Source organism: Achromobacter spanius, from assembly GCF_039673305.1.
Lineage (GTDB): Bacteria > Pseudomonadota > Gammaproteobacteria > Burkholderiales > Burkholderiaceae_B > Achromobacter > Achromobacter spanius_F.
The window spans coordinates 47,422-61,927 of sequence record NZ_JBDJLJ010000029.1 but is presented as its reverse complement, the minus strand read 5'-3'; the positions used below and the strand labels follow the sequence as shown (position 1 = coordinate 61,927).

Below are 14,506 nucleotides of genomic sequence, written 5' to 3'. Positions count from 1 at the left end.
CGCCTGCAGCGCGCAGGCGGGGCGTTGCAGGCGGACGAGCTGTTCGCCGATGACCGCCAGGTCGGCCTTGGCGGCAAAGACGGCGGGTCCCGGGGTGGGCGCGCCGTTGCGGGTCGATGTCGTATTGCTCATGGCCGTCAGTTGTCGAAGTCGATGTCGATCAGGTCGCGGATCTCGCCGGTCTGGTAGCGGTCCACGGCGCCGGCGGCGGCTTTGCCGTCCGCGCCTTCCAGCGTGCGCGGGCGCGCCAGGTCGCGCGGGTCGCTGACCATGCGCGCCAGGTTGGCGCGGTTGGCGCAGCCCAGCGTGCCCACGCCGTAGTACGGGTGGATGGTCCAGTCGTCCGGCTTGGCGATGCCGCAGCGGTCGGTCTGCACGGTCAGCGCCTCGGATTGCAGTTCCAGGTCCCAGCCCGCCTGCGCGGCCTGTTCCAGGCGCTGCGCATCGCGCGGCAGGGATTCGACGCGCGGGGCGCGCGCGCCGCTGCGGGCCAGCGCCTGCGCCAGCCGCTGGGCCAGGGCTTCGCCGCGCGCGTTGAACGGGGTAAGCGTGAGCACCTGGGCTTCGATGCGGCCCTGGTGCGTCAGCAGCTCGTTGGCGGCAGTCAGCGATTCGGCCGTCAGGCCGTTGCCGTCCGGCGCGGCCTGCAGCGCCAGCGCCACCGCGCGCGGCGCCACGGCGGGCGCCTTGGCTGCGTCGCCGGAGCCGAAGCGCTGGGCGCGCAGGTCATTCAATTGCGAGCCGCAGCCGGTCAGGAGCAGCGCCAGCAGCAGGGGCGCCAGCGGCAGCATGCGGCGCGGCGCCGTCGTCTTCGTGGGGAGAGTGTTGTCGTGGTGCATGGCGGATCTCTGGTCGGCGTTCAGTACAGGTAGCCGATGGGGGCTTGCGGCGGCAGCAGGTCGTCGATGCCGGCCAGGCCCTGGCCCGGCACCTGCAGTTCGCCCGCCGCCACCGGGTCGACCACGTTCGCGGTGACCAGGATGACCAGTTCGGTCTCGTCCTTGGCCGACACCTCGTGTTCGAAGAGGCGGCCGAGCAGCGGGATGCTGCTCAGGCCCGGCACGCCGGACACCGTCTGCGCCTGCGTCGAACGCAGCATGCCGGCCAGCGCGAAGCTCTGGCCGCTGGCCAGTTCCACGGTGGTGTCGGCGCGGCGCACCTTCAGCGCCGGAATGGAGATGCCTTGCAGCGTGACGGCGCCGTCCTCGGTCAGTTCGCTGACTTCTGGCGCGATGTGCAGGCTGATGCGGTTGGCGGACAGCAGCGTCGGCGTCATGCGCAGGATCACGCCGTACGACTTGAAGTCGATCTGCACGTTGTTGTTGGTGATGATCACGATGGGCACTTCGCCGCCCGCGGCGAAGGCCGCGCTTTCGCCCGACATCGCGGTCAGGTTGGGTTCGGCCAGGACGGAGGCGAAGCCCTCGGCCGACAGGGCCGAAATCAGGCCGCCCATCGTGAAGCGGCCGCGTGTCGTCATGCCGCCGGCCGCGAAGCTGGACGTCGTGCGTCCGGGAATCAGGCTGGAGAAGTTCTTGCCCGTGACCGAATCGAACAGCGACGGATTGATGGTCTCGGTGGCGGGCGCGAAGCCGGCGGCCGAACTGCCGCTCATGATCCCCCACGCGCCGCTGCCGGAGTTCAGCGTGGCGGCCCAGTCAAAGCCCAGTTCGTGCGACAGCGTGCGCGAGACCTCGACCACGCGGACCTGGATGTTGATCTGCGAGGACAGCTCCACCTTGAGCTGGTTGATGACGCCTTCGCGCGTGCCGCCCGCGCCGCGGGCGCCGCCGCCGCCTTGCGCGCCGGCCGACACGCCGTCCAGGTAGGCCTGAACCTGGTCGACGATCTGGCGCGCCTCGATCGGGGTGCGGACATTGCCGCGCACGATGATGCGGTTGTTCAGCGAGGGTTCCAGCTCGATGTCCGCGCCCGGCACGGACCGCAGGATCTGTTCACGCAGCGAGGACAGGTCATGCTCGGCCACGACGCGGACCGCGGCGATGACCTTGTCCTGCGCATCCAGCGCATACAGCGTCGTCGTGCCGACGGATTGCGCGAAGACGAAGATGTTGTTGGGCGAGGGCACCTGGAAACTGGCGATGCGCGGGTCCGCCACCAGCACCTTGGCCGCGTCCGACTTCAGCTTCAGGAGCTGGCCTTCGCGCACGTGCAGCGTGATTTCGCCGGTGGGCGCGATCTTCTGCAGGTTGGCGGGCAATGTCGTCGGGTTGTTCTTGACGTCGACCGCCGGACGGCCGTTGGCGGCAGGCGCGGCCGGAGACGGCGCGGCCAGGGCTTGGGCGCTGGCCAGGCACAGCGACGCGGCCAGGCAGAGCCCGGGCATCAGGTAGGCCGCGCCGCGGCGGGACTGCTCGTGAATCATGGCGGGGTGGGTAGGAGGGGCGGAGAAAGGCGCGGGCGTCGCCGCAGTCTGGCGGTAGGGTCGCATCGGTTACTGGGCGGGGGATTGCTGGGAGGCGTCGTCTTGCCGCGCCGCCTGGGTGAAGGTCTGCACGGTCTGCCGTTCGCCGCGGAACGTCTGCACGACGACCGCCTGCCGGGCCGGCTTGTTGAAGATGTCGGTCGCGTCATTGATGCGCGTCACCGCGGTGACGGCGTCATGCGGCTGTTCGACCGAATCCGCCTGCGCGCTGCGCAGCGCCAGCTGCAGCAGGCCGACCTCGCGGGCCAGCGCCAGGCGCTCGGAATCCCGGGGCGTGACCTCCAGCGTGAGGCTTTCGTAGTAGCTGCGGACCGGCGCGGCCTTCTTGTCCGCGGCGCCCGTCTCGGCCGCCGCGTTGCTGGCGGGCGCGATGCCGGCGGGGTTGCCGTTCAGCGCCAGCACCCGCACATTGCGCACGATGGTCTGCGACGCCAGCGAGGTGAACGAAGTGTCGGCCTGGCCGGGCATCGGGGGCTGGCTCTTGTCGCGCTCCAGGTGCAGGATCACGTCCACCCGGTCGCCCGCCGACACCAGGCCAGAGTTGCTCGTCACGGCGCTGGCGGGAATCGACACGGCCCGCATCTCGGGCCGCAGCACGGACGCGACAAAGCCGTGGTCGCCGCTGAACACCAGCCCGTCGCGCGTCAGCGGCTGGCCGTCGCGCAGCGGATGGCGCGGGGTGGAACCGGCCACCGCGCGCTCGATCTTGCGGCGCTCCTCATCGGTGTTCGCGGTGTAGTGTTCCGCCCGGATCTCGCCGGCGGGCAGTTCGCGCCAGGCAAGCGTGCGTCCCGCCACAAAGTCGCCGGGCGCCAGTTCGCCGGCCGCGGCCAGCACCTGGCGGACCGGCGCGCGCTGCGCCTCGACCTGCTTGACGATGGTCACGGGAGGCGGCGGGCGCATGAGCGCGCGGCCCACCAGGGCGGCTCCCGCGGCCAGCGCGATCGCTGAGGCAAGCAGGATCAAGGATCGGGTTTTCATATCAAATGAGAGTGATTTGTCTTATCAATTACGATTTGGGCGAGAGGTCGCCCTGTCGGCGCGCAACGCGGGCGCCAGGCGCCGTCCGGTCGAAGCTAGCTGGAGCTCCAGAGCACGAAGACAGCGCCGCAGGCAATGGCCAGCCCGTACGGGAGGCCTTGCATGGGTTCGTCCCGCAGCGCGTGCGGCGTGGGAATGACGAGGCTGGAGAGCCAGCCGTTGAGCCGCATCAGGCTCATGGCCATGGCGCGCTCCAGGGCGCGCAGCAGCGGCAGCGCTAGGGCCATCACGCCGCCGGCCAGGGCCGTCACGATGAGGAAGACGAAGGTGTGCTCGCCCAGCCACAGGCACAGCACGGCCATCAGTTTCGCGTCGCCCGCGCCCATCCAGCGCATGGCGAACAGGCAATAGCCCGCCACCAGCACGCCGGCCCCTGCCACGATGCCGGTCGTCAGCGACGAACGCAGCGCGGGATTGCCCTGCCACAGCACCCATCCGGCGTAGGCCACCCAGATCAGCAGCAGCGCCAGCACCAGGCGATTGCTGATGCGGCGGTAGAGCAGATCGGACAGCACCACCCAGGCCAGGGCCGGCAACAGGATGATGCTGGGCAGGGAGAGCGCCACGGAAGTGCCTTGGGGGATCAGCCGCCGGAGCGGGCGTCGGTGCCGGCTTCGGTGATGTCGTTGGCGATGGCGCCGAACTTCTCGCGCAGCGCGGTGATGAAGGCGCCGTCGGACCCGAAGATCACGCCGACCGCCGCCGCCATGGCGGCGGCGAGGATGCCGTATTCAATTGCGGTCACGCCGCTTTCGTCACGAAGGAATTGTTGGATGCGGGAGGTCACGGGAAAGTCCAAAAAAGAATCGTCGCGAAAGAAAAAACGAAGGCTGCGGGAGCCGTCACTACACAGACGATATTAGGATTCATTTGCAGCTAGGGGGCAACGGGCGAATCATTAAGAGTCGTTCAGGAACCCCTGCCAGCCGAGGTTTTACAGGGCAGGCGCAGCACGGCCAGCAGTCCGCGCGGCATGCCCGCCGCCTCGTTGTCGTCGCCGGCCAGATCGTTGTCGGCGAGCACCAGGGAACCGCCATGCAGGGCGGCCACCGCATGCACCAGCGCCAGGCCCAGGCCGTGTCCGGAGATCGTCCTGTCGCGCGTGAGGCGGCGGAACCGCTGCACGGCCTGGCTGCGCTGGTCCGCATCGATGCCCGGCCCCTGGTCGGCGATGCCCAGCTCCAGCCAGCCGGCGCGCCGGCGCGCCAGCAGCGTGATGGTGGTGTCTGGCGGCGCATACTTCACGGCGTTGTCGATCAGGTTCACCAGCGCCTGGAACAGCAAGGCGCGGTCGCCGAGCAGCGGCAAGCCGTCTTCGATGCGGGTCTGCAGCGTCAGGCCGCGTTGCTCGGCCAGCACGTCGTAGTAGTCCTGCAGGTCGGCCAGCAAGGCCTGGATATCGAGTTCGGCGGGCTCGTGATGGCAGCGTCCGGTTTCGATCTCGCTGATCCGCATGACGGTGCGGAACAGGTACAGGATGCGCCGTATCTCCTCTTCCGCCAGCGCCATTTCCGCTTCCGCCGCGGGGTTGTCCCGGATCGAATCGGCCGCGTTGCTCAGGCGCTGCTGCAGGCGCGTCAGCGGCGTGCGCAGTTCGTGGGCGATGTGGTTGGTGGCGTTGCGCACTTCTTCCATCAGGAAGTCGATGCGCTCCAGCGCCTGGTTCACGTCGTGGCCCAGTTCGTCGAATTCGTCCTGGCGCCCATGCAGCGCCACGCGCGCGTCCTGGTCGCCCCGCGCAAAGCGCGCCATGGTCTGGCGGATGCGCGTGATGCGGTTCGCCGCGCCGATGCTGAAGAGCAGGCCGGCGCCCAGGCTCAGCAGCAGGGCCGTGAACACGCTCAGGCCGACGACCAGCGGCACGGGATAGATCCGGTTGAGCATCGGCAGGATGTCGTAGGCGATGACGTAGCGGCCGCCGTCGGGCAGCAGCGACGCGTGGCCCAGCCATTCGCTGGAGCCCTCGCCCGTCGTCAGCGATGCGCGCAGCCAGCCGCGGCACGGCTGCGGGCCGCCCTGGCACAGCATGGGCGAAAGCAGTTCGGCCGCGCCGTAAAGCAGGCGGCCGTCGGCGCCCTGCACCGAGATGGCGCGCTCGCGCCGCGCCACGGTGGCCTCGCGCAGGCTCAGCGCGCGGGCCAGGTCGGTGGCGCTGTCGCGGCTGCTCAGGGTCTGGTGCGCGCGGATTTCCGCGGCGACCATGTCTTTCACGTGCCGGACCATGACGTGTTCCAGCAGGTTCTGGCCCCAGGCGATCGAGCCCAGCGTCACCAGCAGGAAGATGAACGCGAAGCAGGCCGTGTAGCGGAAATGGCTGGTGGTGCGCGTGGGCGGCAGGTCGGGCGCGGGCTCGTGCGCGCGTCCGTCGCGCCAGAAAGACCGCCACGAGTGGAACAGGCCGGAAAACGGTCCCTGCCTGAGCGCGCGCAGCGTCTCAGGAATGTCGAAAGGCACGGTACTCATTGCGTCAGCTAAGCACGTATCCCATGGCCCGCACGGTCTTGAGCAAGGGCTGGGCAAAATCCTTGTCGATCTTGGAGCGCAGCTTCGAGACGTGGACGTCGATCAGGTTGGTCTGCGGATCGAACTGCAGGCCCCACACCTTTTCGAGCAGCATGCCCCGCGGCACGGTCTGGCCGGCGTGTTCGGCCAATGTGCGCAGCAGCAGGAATTCCTTGTCGGTCAGGCTGATGTCTCGGCCCGAGCGCGTCACCTTGCGGCGCAGGAGGTCGATCTGCAGATCCTGGACGCACAGGCGCGCGGTATTGCTGGGCGTGGCGTCATGGCGCTGCACCAGCAGCTCCATGCGGACCAGCAGTTCCAGGAAGTCGAAGGGCTTGCCGATGTGGTCCTGCGCGCCGGCGCGCAGGCCTTCGACGCGGTCCGACGCCTGGTCCACAGCGGACAGGATGATGACGGGCGGGTGCGGACGGCCCTGCAGCCGCCGCAGCACCTCGATGCCGTCGATGCCCGGCAGCATGCGGTCCAGCACGGCGATGTCGAACACCTGCCGGTCCAGCGCTTCGAGGGCCAGCTCGCCGGAATCGACGGGCACGCAATGATGACCGCTAGCCTGGAACTTGCTGGCCAGCCAGTAGCTCACTTTGCTGTCGTCCTCGATTAGCAGTATCCGCATGCATTCCCTCGCTCGCGTGTCACTTCATTCCGCCAGCGTTTGTCGCCGAACCCATCATGTCGCATGCACCAGAAATTCATCCCGAGAAACCGTCTGGATTGCGTCCAGGCCAGGTATTTATGGGATCACGTTTCGTATGGCAACAGCAACGGGCTAAAACTTAACAAGATTTAATCTTATTGTAAATAAGAATGATTGTTATTCTTGTAGAATTCGCTTCGATCTTCAGACCAGAGGGCCAGGCGGCTGCGGCGCGCCCAGCCTCCATTTACCGCCATGTCCTCTTTCCCGTTTCGAAGCGGCCGCTGGTTGGCCGCGGCCTTGCTGCTGCCCTGCGCCACGAGCCTTGCCGCCGATGTCTACGTGTCGTTCGACGACCAGGGCATGGCGCACTTCGCGCCCACGGCGGTCGACGACAGCTACCGGCTGCTGTTTCGCGACATGTCGGCGGGCGGCCGGGGCGCGCGCCGCGCCGCCGAGCCCTCCCCTGAAATACGCAAGGCGCTGGAACAGGCGGCGCAGCGCCACGGGCTGGAATATGGCTTGCTGCACGCCGTCGCCCAGGCGGAGTCGGGCTTCGATACGCAGGCGGTGTCGCCCAAGGGCGCCGTCGGACTGATGCAGCTGATGCCGGCCACGGCAAGCCAATACGGCGTGCCGGGCGCGGACGACACGCTGCAGGCCAACCTCAGGCGGCTGGACCTGAACGTCGATGCGGGCAGCCGCTATCTGCGCGCGCTGCTGAACCGTTACGACGGCAACCTGGAGCTTGCGCTGGCGGCCTACAACGCCGGCGAAGGGGCCGTGCAGCGCGCCGGGAACCGCATTCCCGACTATGAAGAAACGCGCAATTACGTGAGCCGCATCATGGCGGCCTATCAACCTGGAAAAGCGCCGGCGCCGGCGGTGGCCAGCCAGGGCCCCGCAGCGTCGATGTGGACGTTCCAGGGCGATGCCCGGGAAGTCCGGCAATTCGAGCAGGGATTCATGGTGGTGCCGCCCAGGAAGCGCTAAGGCGCAGGCCGCATCTCAACGGCCGGGTTGCGATGCCGCCCGGATGACCTGGCCGAGCCACTGCACGGCCGGATCGTTGTCGCGGCTTTGATGCGTGACCATGGCGACCTGGTTCGCCGCCAGCGCTATCGGATGTTCCAGCACCGCCAGGCCGTGCTCGTTGCGCCACGAGTCGGCCAGCACCTTGGGCACGGTGGCGACCGCCGGCATCGCCTTCAGCACTGGAGGCACGGAGGCGAAGCCGGGCACGGTGCAGACGATCCGCCGCTGCAGGCCGCGCTGCGCCAGTGCCTCATCGACGATGCCGCGGGCGGCGCCGCGGTAAGTGACCATCACATGGGGCAGCGCCACGAATTGCTTCAGGGTCAGTTTCGAGGCCTTGCCGATCACGTCGGGCCGCGCGACGCAGCTGTAGGGCACCGTGGCCAGGGCTTCCGTGCGCTGCCAGGCTGGTCCCGCGGAAAACGGCCCGATCGCAAGATCGATGTCCTCACGCTGCAGCATGTCGGCGACGCGGAAGCGATCCGTCGCCACCACGGCCACGCTGACGTGGGGCGCTTGCGCGGCAAGCCGGGCCAGCAGGCCGGGCAGCAGCCAGGCGTTGACCCAATCCATCACGCCCAGGGTGAATCGCCGTTCGCTGGTCGCCGCGTCGAACAGGGGCCTTTGCAGCACCACCGACTGCATCTCGGTCACCAGCGGCAGCAATTGCGACTGCAGTTCCAGGCCGCGCGGCGTCGGCCGCATGCCGCCGGGGGCGCGGACCAGCAGGTCGTCCCGGAACAGTTCGCGCAGACGGGCCAGCGCGCCGCTGACCGCGGGCTGGCCCAGGTGCAGGCATTCGGCGGCCTTGGAAACGCTGCGTTCCCGCAGCAGCACCAGCAGCGTCACCAGGAGATTCAGGTCGACCCCGCGTAAATCACGTTCCCTGATATTGCCGATCATTTCATTCGATTTGCGTGATGAGACGGCCTATTGAATCATGGGAACCCGTTGAATCAGACCCTCAAGAAGCCCCTCATGAAACTCCGTTCCCTTTCCCGCCAGGCCGCGCTGGCGATCGCGCTGGCTGCCGCCGGCGCCGCGCTTCCCCTGTCCGTCCAGGCGGCCGCGCCGATGGTGAAAACCCAGGCGCCCGGGTTCTACCGCATGATGCTTGGCGCCTACGAAATCACGGCGCTGAGCGACGGCACCGTCGATCTGCCCGCCGAGGCGCTGCTGCATGGGCCGGCCGGCGACGTCGCCCGGCACCTGCGCGCCCATCGCCAGACGAGTCCCGTCGAAACGTCCGTCAATGCCTATCTGGTCAACACCGGAGACAAGCTCGTGCTGATCGACACCGGAACCGGGAGCCTCATGGGTCCCGAGCTGGGCAAGCTGCAAGCCAGCCTGCGTGCCGCGGGCTACCAGCCGGAGCAGGTGGACGAGATCCTGCTGACCCATGCGCATCCCGACCACGTCGGCGGGCTGGCGGCGGGCGGCAAGCGGGCGTTCGCGAACGCCGTCATCCGCGTCGAGGAAGGCGAAGCCAGCTATTGGATGTCGCCGCAGCGGATGGGCAAGGCGCAGGGCATGGCGCGCGAATTCTTCGAAGGGGCCAACGCATCGCTCAAGCCGTACGCGGATGCAGGCAGGATCGCGCCTTTCCGTCCCGGCGCTGAACTGGTTCCCGGCATCAGCGCCGTCACGGCGCATGGCCACACCGTGGGCCATACCGTCTACGCCGTGCAAAGCCAGGGCCAGCGCCTGCTTGTGATCGGCGACATGATCCACGTCGGGGCCGTCCAGCTTGCGAATCCGCAAGTGACGATCGCGTTCGACACCGACGAGAAGGCGGCCGCCGCGACCCGCATCAAGTTTTTCAGCGACGCGGCGCGCAGCGGCGAATTGATCGCGGCCGCGCACCTGTCATTTCCTGGAATAGGCCGCCTGGCCCAGACCGGCAAGTCCTTCCGCTGGGAGCCGGTCAGCTACACCACCCGGTTCCCGTCGCCCGCGCCCTGAGCGGCATTCGGGCCGGGATCGCATGAGGCCGGCAGGCGGGCGCGTCTGGCGTAAATGCGTGAAATACGCGCATCAAGCGTGTATTTCACGCATCTGCAGTCGCGACGTGAGCAGGGGATAAATCTTAAGACATTGATTTCGTTGCGTTTTTTTCGCCGCCCTCAATCTGGCACGGTGTTTGCGTTGATGACAAGGCCACGGTCCGCGTGGCCTTGTTTCACCTCACCAGAGTCAGACAGATGCGCTCCTTGAGAATTATTTGTCCGAATGGACACCTGGGCTTCGCGCCCTTGCGTACCGAGAGTTTCCAGGCCGGCGTGCGCGCGCAGCCCGATTACATCGCCGCCGATTCGGGCAGCGACGACGTGGGCCCCGTGCCGCTGGGTTCCGACACCTCCACCAGCCCCGAAGCCTGGCAACGCCACGACCTGGAGCAGATGCTGCTGGCCGCGCGCGCGCAGGGCGTGCCGATGATCATCGGGTCCGCGGGCGACACCGGCTCGAACAGCCGCGTCGACCTGTATGTCCGCATCATCAAGGAACTGGCCAGGCAGCATGGCCTTGCGCCGTTCAAGATCGGCTACTTCTATTCCGAGGTCGACCCTGCGCTCGTGCGCGGCAGGATGCGCGCGGGCGCCACCATCGCGGGCCTGGACGGCTACGCGGATCTGGTGGAGTCCGAACTGGACGCGACTGACCGCATCGTGGCGGTGGCCGGGGTGCAGCCCTACCTGAAGCTGCTGGAAGCCGGCGCCGACGTGATCATCGGCGGCCGCAGTTCGGACGCGGCGGTCTTCGCCGCGCCGGCGCTGCATCATGGGTTCGCGGCGGACCAGGCCTACTACCTGGGCAAGGTGCTGGAATGCGCGTCGTTCTGCGCCGAGCCCTACGGCGGCAAGGAAACCGTGCTGGGCGAGATCAGCCACGAGGACGTGCAGGTCACGGCCATGCATCCGGACCAGCGCTGCACCATCGCGTCGGTGGCCGGCCACGCCATGTACGAGCGTTCCAACCCCTACGATGAGTTCTTCGCCGGCGGCAGGCTCGATATGCGCGAATGCCATTACGAGCAGCTCAGCGAGAAGACCACGCGCATCACCGGTTCGCGCTTCGTGCCCTCGGAAAAGATCACCGTGAAGCTCGAAGGCTCGGGCAAGGTGGGCGAACGCTACATCGGCCTGTGCGGCATCCGCGACCCCTACACCATCGCCAACGTGGACCGCGTGATCGCCTGGGCGCGCGACAAGGTGCGCGAACGCTTCGGCGATGACGGCTACGAGCTGCATTACAAGGTCTATGGGCGCGATGGCGTCATGGGCGACCTTGAACCGCTGCGGAACCAGCCGGGCCACGAGCTGTGCGTGATGGTGCAGGGCGTGGCGCCCACGGTCGAGATGGCGGAGGAACTGACCCTCACCGGCCTGCGCCAGATGTTCTACGCGCGCCTGCCCGACGTGAAGGGCACGGCCGGTTCGGTGGCGTTCCCGCTGGACGAAGTCGTGCGCGCCAGCGCGGCGTACCGCTGGACCCTGAACCACACCATCGCCGTGGACGACGTGTTCGAACTGTTCCAAACCCACATCACCGAGGCCTGAGAGCATGAGCACCCGCAAACTGAGCGAACTCGCCAAGACCATACGCAGCAAGAACGCCGGCGTGAACAAGATCACGTTCGACATCATCTTCCGCGACCGCGACACCTATGAGGCCGTGCGGCGTTCGCGCGCCCTGACGCGCGGCGCGATGGCCGAGCTGTACGGCATCGGCCAGGAGCGCATTTCGGATTTTGTGGAATACGATCCGGGCCTGGCCATCAAGTTCACGATCTATCGCCTGCGGCCCAGCGGCTCGGCCGGCGACGGCGACATCTTCGGCGCGCAGCAGTATGCGCCGCTGCTGGACCTGCCCGTGACGCTTTGAGCCGACCAGCCGGCCGCCGTCCGCAACGGCGGCCGGCCACCAAGACAAGGGGAATACACATGAAAAAAATGATTCTCGGCGCGGCGATGCTGGCGTGCGTCCTGGCCGGACCGGCCGCCGCGCAGAACGCGGTGCCCAAGCAGATCAAGATCGTGGTGCCGTTTTCCGCCGGCGCCAGCAACGATGCGATCGCGCGCGCCATCGCGCCGCAGCTGGCGGAACGGCTCAAGACCATCGTCATCGTCGAGAACCGCGTGGGCGCGGCGGGCGTGATCGGTTCGGAGTACGTGGCCAAGTCCGCCAAGGACGGCGCCACGCTGCTGCTGACCTCGTCCTCCTTCCTGACGTCGGCCGCGACGCAGCCGCGCATGCCCTACGATCCGGTCAAGAGCTTTGCGCCGGTCGCGATGGTGGGTCAGGGCCCGCTGGTGCTGGCGGTGTCCGGCGCCAAGCCGTACGCGGACCTGCCCGCGCTGCTGGACGCCGCGCGCGCCAGGCCCGACGCGCTGAACTACGGCACGGCGGGCATCGGTTCGCTGGCGCACCTGGCCACGGTGATGATGAACGAATCGGCCAAGGTCGCGATGACGCACGTGCCCTACAAGGGCGCGGCCAACGCGGCATCGGACCTGGCCGGCGGCCAGATTGACCTGATGCTGGCCAACTACAGCTCGCTTGCGCCGCTGGTGCAGGGCGGCAAGGTGAAGCTGGTCGCCACGACCGCGCCGGGCGCCCATGCGGCCTTCCCGCAGCTGCCGCCCGCGGCCAGCGTGCTGCCCGGCTACGCGGTCGAGATCTGGGTAGGCGTGTTTGCGCCGGCCGGCACCCCGCCGGATCTGATCGCGCTGTACAACGACGCCATCAATCGCATCGCGACGTCCAAGGAGACCACGGCGCTGCTGGACATGGACGGGACGGCGCCGGCGGCGCTGAGCAGCGCGGACTTCGGGCGCCGCGTGGCCGACGACCTGGCGCAATGGCGCCAGGTGGCGCAGAGCCATCACATCAGCGTGGAATAGGCGGCTGCCCGCCTTGCGCGGCCGGGCGCTTCAGTCCTGGCCGTCGTCCTGGAGCAGGCCGAGCTTGGCCATCTGGTGCCGCAGCGCGTGGCGCGACAGCCCCAGCGCCTGGGCGGCGCGGCCCGCATTGCCGCCGGCCGCGGCCAGCGCGGTTTCTCTCATGCCGCGCTGGTAGCGGCGGGTGCGCTCGGCATAGCCGCCCGCCTCCGCCGCGGGCGCGCCGCGCCCGATGCGCGCGGGCAGGTGTTCCAGGCCCACCGTGTCGCCGGATTCGAGGATGCAGATGCGCTCGAGCAGGTTGCCCAGTTCGCGCACGTTGCCGGGCCAGGCGTAGCGCCGGAAGGCCTGTTCCACCGCGGGATCGATGCGCGTGAAGCTGCTGGCGTGGGTGCGGTTGAAGCGCGCCAGGAAGCGCTCGGCCAGCACGAAGACATCGTCGCCGCGTTCGCGCAGCGGCGGCAGGTTGATCGAGACCACCTGCAGCCGGTAGTACAGATCGTCGCGGAACCGGCCGGCGTTGACTTCGCCCAGCAGGATCTTGTTGGTGGCGGCGATGAAGCGCACGTCCGTCGACAGCTCGCGCACGGCGCCGATGCGCCGGAAGCGCCGGCTGTCCAGCAGCGTGAGGATCTTGGCCTGCATCATGGGTTCGAGTTCGCGCACCTCGTCCAGGAACACGCTGCCGCCGTGCGCGATCTCGAGCAGCCCTTCCTTGCGCGCGACCGCGCCGGTGAAGGCGCCGCGTTCGTGGCCGAACAGTTCCGATTCCAGCAGGTTGCCGGGGATGGCGGCGCAGTTGATCTCGGTGAAGCCTTTGTCGGCCCGGCTGGAGTGGTCGTGCAGGGCCCGCGCCACCAGCCCCTTGCCGGTGCCGGTTTCGCCGTAGATCAGGACGGAGCTGGCCCGGCTGCGCGCCACGCGCAGCACGAGGTCGCGCAGGGCGACGATGGCGGGATGGTCGCCGACGATGGTTTCGGCTAGCGGGGAGGTCATTTCCGGCATACGTTCAGGCGGCCCGTTCAGTGGGCGCCGGTTTCCTGCAGCAGCAGGCCGTGGATGTATTTGCCGGCCTCGGCGATGTCGTCGCGGATGGCCTGCGCCACGCCGGGGGCGTCGCGCGCCGCCAGCGCCTGGACCGCGGCGGCGTGGTGGTCGGTCGCCTTCAGGTGCGGGACGTATTCGGGCAGCACCATGTTCAACACCGGCCCGCAGCGCAGCCACAGGGTTTCGATGCTGTCCTGGATGACGTCCAGGCCGCTCATGGCGTACAGGTGGAAATGAAAGCGCCGGTGCACGTCCAGGTAGCCCTGGCGCGGCTCCGCGTCGATCAGCTGCGCCATCCTGGCATGCAGCCCGCGCAGGGTCTGCACGTCGGCGTCCGTGGCGTGCGCCACCGCTTCGAAGGCGGCGCGCGATTCGATCTCGGCGCGCATGATCGCCAACTGCTGGAAGACGCTGGCGTCCAGATGCGGCACGGTCGCGCCGCCGCCCTGGCCGCCGGTGCCGCGTTCAAGCACGCGTTCCGCGATCAGGCGGTTCACGGCGTCGCGCACCGGCGTGAGGCTGATGCCCAGTTCGGCCGCCACTTCCCGCAGCACGATCCGGTGCCCGGGCGCGTAGCGTCCGTTCAGCAGTGCTTCCCGCAGCGCAGCATAGGCGCGGTCCCAGAGGGTCTCGCGTTCCAGCGGGCGCAGGATGGCCGGGCGGGCGTCGGAAGGGGCACCGGGCGAACCGGAAAAAACGGGCACAGAACATCCTTTTCAGATAGGTCGGCTGACTGCGCATTCTCGCATTTGCGCGTCGCGGTGTAGGCCAAAAAAGCCATTGTTATTCGTTATAACGAATGATAGAGTACCGCAAAATTTCCTAAAAACGGCCCTGAGAGGCGGTTGTCGAAGCGTCCTCAAGGCGAATTTCGGAGGAGAC

15 protein-coding genes are annotated in these 14,506 nt (G+C 68.3%); 5 read left to right on the top strand and 10 right to left on the bottom strand.

Annotated features, from left to right (window positions below):
* Positions 1 to 137: 137 nt before the first annotated feature.
* The 7 genes from ABE485_RS20405 to ABE485_RS20375 all read right to left on the bottom strand — a co-directional run bounded on the left by ABE485_RS20405 (position 138) and on the right by ABE485_RS20375 (position 6,623).
* The gene (locus tag ABE485_RS20405; protein ID WP_346517093.1) at positions 138 to 839 is read right to left on the bottom strand and encodes a CpaD family pilus assembly lipoprotein; all 702 of its coding nucleotides are present in this window, start codon (positions 837 to 839) and stop codon (positions 138 to 140) included.
* Between the two features lie 20 nt (positions 840 to 859).
* Positions 860 to 2,386 carry a type II and III secretion system protein family protein gene (locus ABE485_RS20400; protein WP_346517092.1) on the bottom strand — a complete coding sequence of 509 codons (1,527 nt, stop codon included), beginning with the start codon at positions 2,384 to 2,386 and terminating at the stop codon, positions 860 to 862.
* A gap of 69 nt (positions 2,387 to 2,455) precedes the next feature.
* Positions 2,456 to 3,427: a Flp pilus assembly protein CpaB gene (gene cpaB / locus ABE485_RS20395; protein ID WP_346517091.1), complete on the bottom strand. Its 972-nt coding sequence runs from the start codon at positions 3,425 to 3,427 to the stop codon at positions 2,456 to 2,458.
* A gap of 95 nt (positions 3,428 to 3,522) precedes the next feature.
* Complete coding sequence (locus ABE485_RS20390) at positions 3,523 to 4,053, bottom strand: A24 family peptidase (protein WP_346517090.1); 531 nt, start codon at positions 4,051 to 4,053, stop codon at positions 3,523 to 3,525.
* Between the two features lie 17 nt (positions 4,054 to 4,070).
* Positions 4,071 to 4,274, bottom strand: a complete 204-nt coding sequence (locus ABE485_RS20385) for a Flp family type IVb pilin (RefSeq protein ID WP_346517089.1) — start codon at positions 4,272 to 4,274, stop codon at positions 4,071 to 4,073.
* A gap of 122 nt (positions 4,275 to 4,396) precedes the next feature.
* Positions 4,397 to 5,950: a HAMP domain-containing sensor histidine kinase gene (locus ABE485_RS20380; RefSeq protein ID WP_346517088.1), complete on the bottom strand. Its 1,554-nt coding sequence runs from the start codon at positions 5,948 to 5,950 to the stop codon at positions 4,397 to 4,399.
* Positions 5,951 to 5,954: 4 nt separating this feature from the next.
* A complete protein-coding gene (locus tag ABE485_RS20375; RefSeq protein WP_346517087.1) occupies positions 5,955 to 6,623 on the bottom strand; it encodes a response regulator transcription factor in 669 nt (222 codons plus the stop codon).
* 276 nt (positions 6,624 to 6,899) lie between these two features.
* Between ABE485_RS20375 and ABE485_RS20370 the strand changes: the two genes are divergently transcribed.
* Positions 6,900 to 7,637 (top strand): lytic transglycosylase domain-containing protein, encoded by a 738-nt coding sequence (locus ABE485_RS20370; protein ID WP_346517086.1) that lies wholly within the window; start codon positions 6,900 to 6,902, stop codon positions 7,635 to 7,637.
* A 15-nt stretch (positions 7,638 to 7,652) separates the two neighbouring features.
* On the opposite strand, the gene ABE485_RS20365 is transcribed toward ABE485_RS20370, so the two are convergent.
* The gene (locus ABE485_RS20365) at positions 7,653 to 8,582 is read right to left on the bottom strand and encodes a LysR family transcriptional regulator (protein WP_346517085.1); all 930 of its coding nucleotides are present in this window, start codon (positions 8,580 to 8,582) and stop codon (positions 7,653 to 7,655) included.
* 75 nt (positions 8,583 to 8,657) lie between these two features.
* On the opposite strand from ABE485_RS20365, the gene ABE485_RS20360 reads away from it, so the two are divergent.
* The 4 genes from ABE485_RS20360 to ABE485_RS20345 all read left to right on the top strand — a co-directional run bounded on the left by ABE485_RS20360 (position 8,658) and on the right by ABE485_RS20345 (position 12,580).
* Positions 8,658 to 9,641 carry an MBL fold metallo-hydrolase gene (locus ABE485_RS20360; protein WP_346517084.1) on the top strand — a complete coding sequence of 328 codons (984 nt, stop codon included), beginning with the start codon at positions 8,658 to 8,660 and terminating at the stop codon, positions 9,639 to 9,641.
* A gap of 239 nt (positions 9,642 to 9,880) precedes the next feature.
* Positions 9,881 to 11,236: an acyclic terpene utilization AtuA family protein gene (locus tag ABE485_RS20355; protein ID WP_346517083.1), complete on the top strand. Its 1,356-nt coding sequence runs from the start codon at positions 9,881 to 9,883 to the stop codon at positions 11,234 to 11,236.
* 4 nt (positions 11,237 to 11,240) lie between these two features.
* On the top strand, positions 11,241 to 11,561 hold the full coding sequence (locus tag ABE485_RS20350) for a DUF4387 domain-containing protein (protein WP_346517082.1): 321 nt from the start codon (positions 11,241 to 11,243) through the stop codon (positions 11,559 to 11,561).
* 59 nt (positions 11,562 to 11,620) lie between these two features.
* Positions 11,621 to 12,580: a tripartite tricarboxylate transporter substrate-binding protein gene (locus ABE485_RS20345; RefSeq protein WP_346517081.1), complete on the top strand. Its 960-nt coding sequence runs from the start codon at positions 11,621 to 11,623 to the stop codon at positions 12,578 to 12,580.
* A gap of 30 nt (positions 12,581 to 12,610) precedes the next feature.
* On the opposite strand, the gene ABE485_RS20340 is transcribed toward ABE485_RS20345, so the two are convergent.
* Both ABE485_RS20340 and ABE485_RS20335 read right to left on the bottom strand, forming a co-directional pair.
* Positions 12,611 to 13,573, bottom strand: a complete 963-nt coding sequence (locus ABE485_RS20340; protein WP_346517080.1) for a sigma-54 dependent transcriptional regulator — start codon at positions 13,571 to 13,573, stop codon at positions 12,611 to 12,613.
* Positions 13,574 to 13,599: 26 nt separating this feature from the next.
* Entirely contained in the window at positions 13,600 to 14,328 is a 729-nt protein-coding gene (locus ABE485_RS20335) for a GntR family transcriptional regulator (RefSeq protein WP_346517079.1), read from the bottom strand.
* Between the last annotated feature and the right edge of the window lie 178 nt (positions 14,329 to 14,506).

Bases quoted from the DNA above. Each gene is read 5' to 3' on its own strand.
- cpaB (WP_346517091.1), bottom strand. From the start codon at position 3,427: ATGAAAACCCGATCCTTGATCCTGCTTGCCTCAGCGATCGCGCTGGCC.
- ABE485_RS20365 (WP_346517085.1), bottom strand. From the start codon at position 8,582: ATGATCGGCAATATCAGGGAACGTGATTTACGCGGGGTCGACCTGAAT.
- ABE485_RS20355 (WP_346517083.1), top strand. From the start codon at position 9,881: ATGCGCTCCTTGAGAATTATTTGTCCGAATGGACACCTGGGCTTCGCG.
- ABE485_RS20370 (WP_346517086.1), top strand. From the start codon at position 6,900: ATGTCCTCTTTCCCGTTTCGAAGCGGCCGCTGGTTGGCCGCGGCCTTG.
- ABE485_RS20360 (WP_346517084.1), top strand. From the start codon at position 8,658: ATGAAACTCCGTTCCCTTTCCCGCCAGGCCGCGCTGGCGATCGCGCTG.
- ABE485_RS20350 (WP_346517082.1), top strand. From the start codon at position 11,241: ATGAGCACCCGCAAACTGAGCGAACTCGCCAAGACCATACGCAGCAAG.
- ABE485_RS20380 (WP_346517088.1), bottom strand. From the start codon at position 5,950: ATGAGTACCGTGCCTTTCGACATTCCTGAGACGCTGCGCGCGCTCAGG.
- ABE485_RS20375 (WP_346517087.1), bottom strand. From the start codon at position 6,623: ATGCGGATACTGCTAATCGAGGACGACAGCAAAGTGAGCTACTGGCTG.
- ABE485_RS20345 (WP_346517081.1), top strand. From the start codon at position 11,621: ATGAAAAAAATGATTCTCGGCGCGGCGATGCTGGCGTGCGTCCTGGCC.
- ABE485_RS20340 (WP_346517080.1), bottom strand. From the start codon at position 13,573: ATGACCTCCCCGCTAGCCGAAACCATCGTCGGCGACCATCCCGCCATC.
- ABE485_RS20405 (WP_346517093.1), bottom strand. From the start codon at position 839: ATGCACCACGACAACACTCTCCCCACGAAGACGACGGCGCCGCGCCGC.
- ABE485_RS20400 (WP_346517092.1), bottom strand. From the start codon at position 2,386: ATGATTCACGAGCAGTCCCGCCGCGGCGCGGCCTACCTGATGCCCGGG.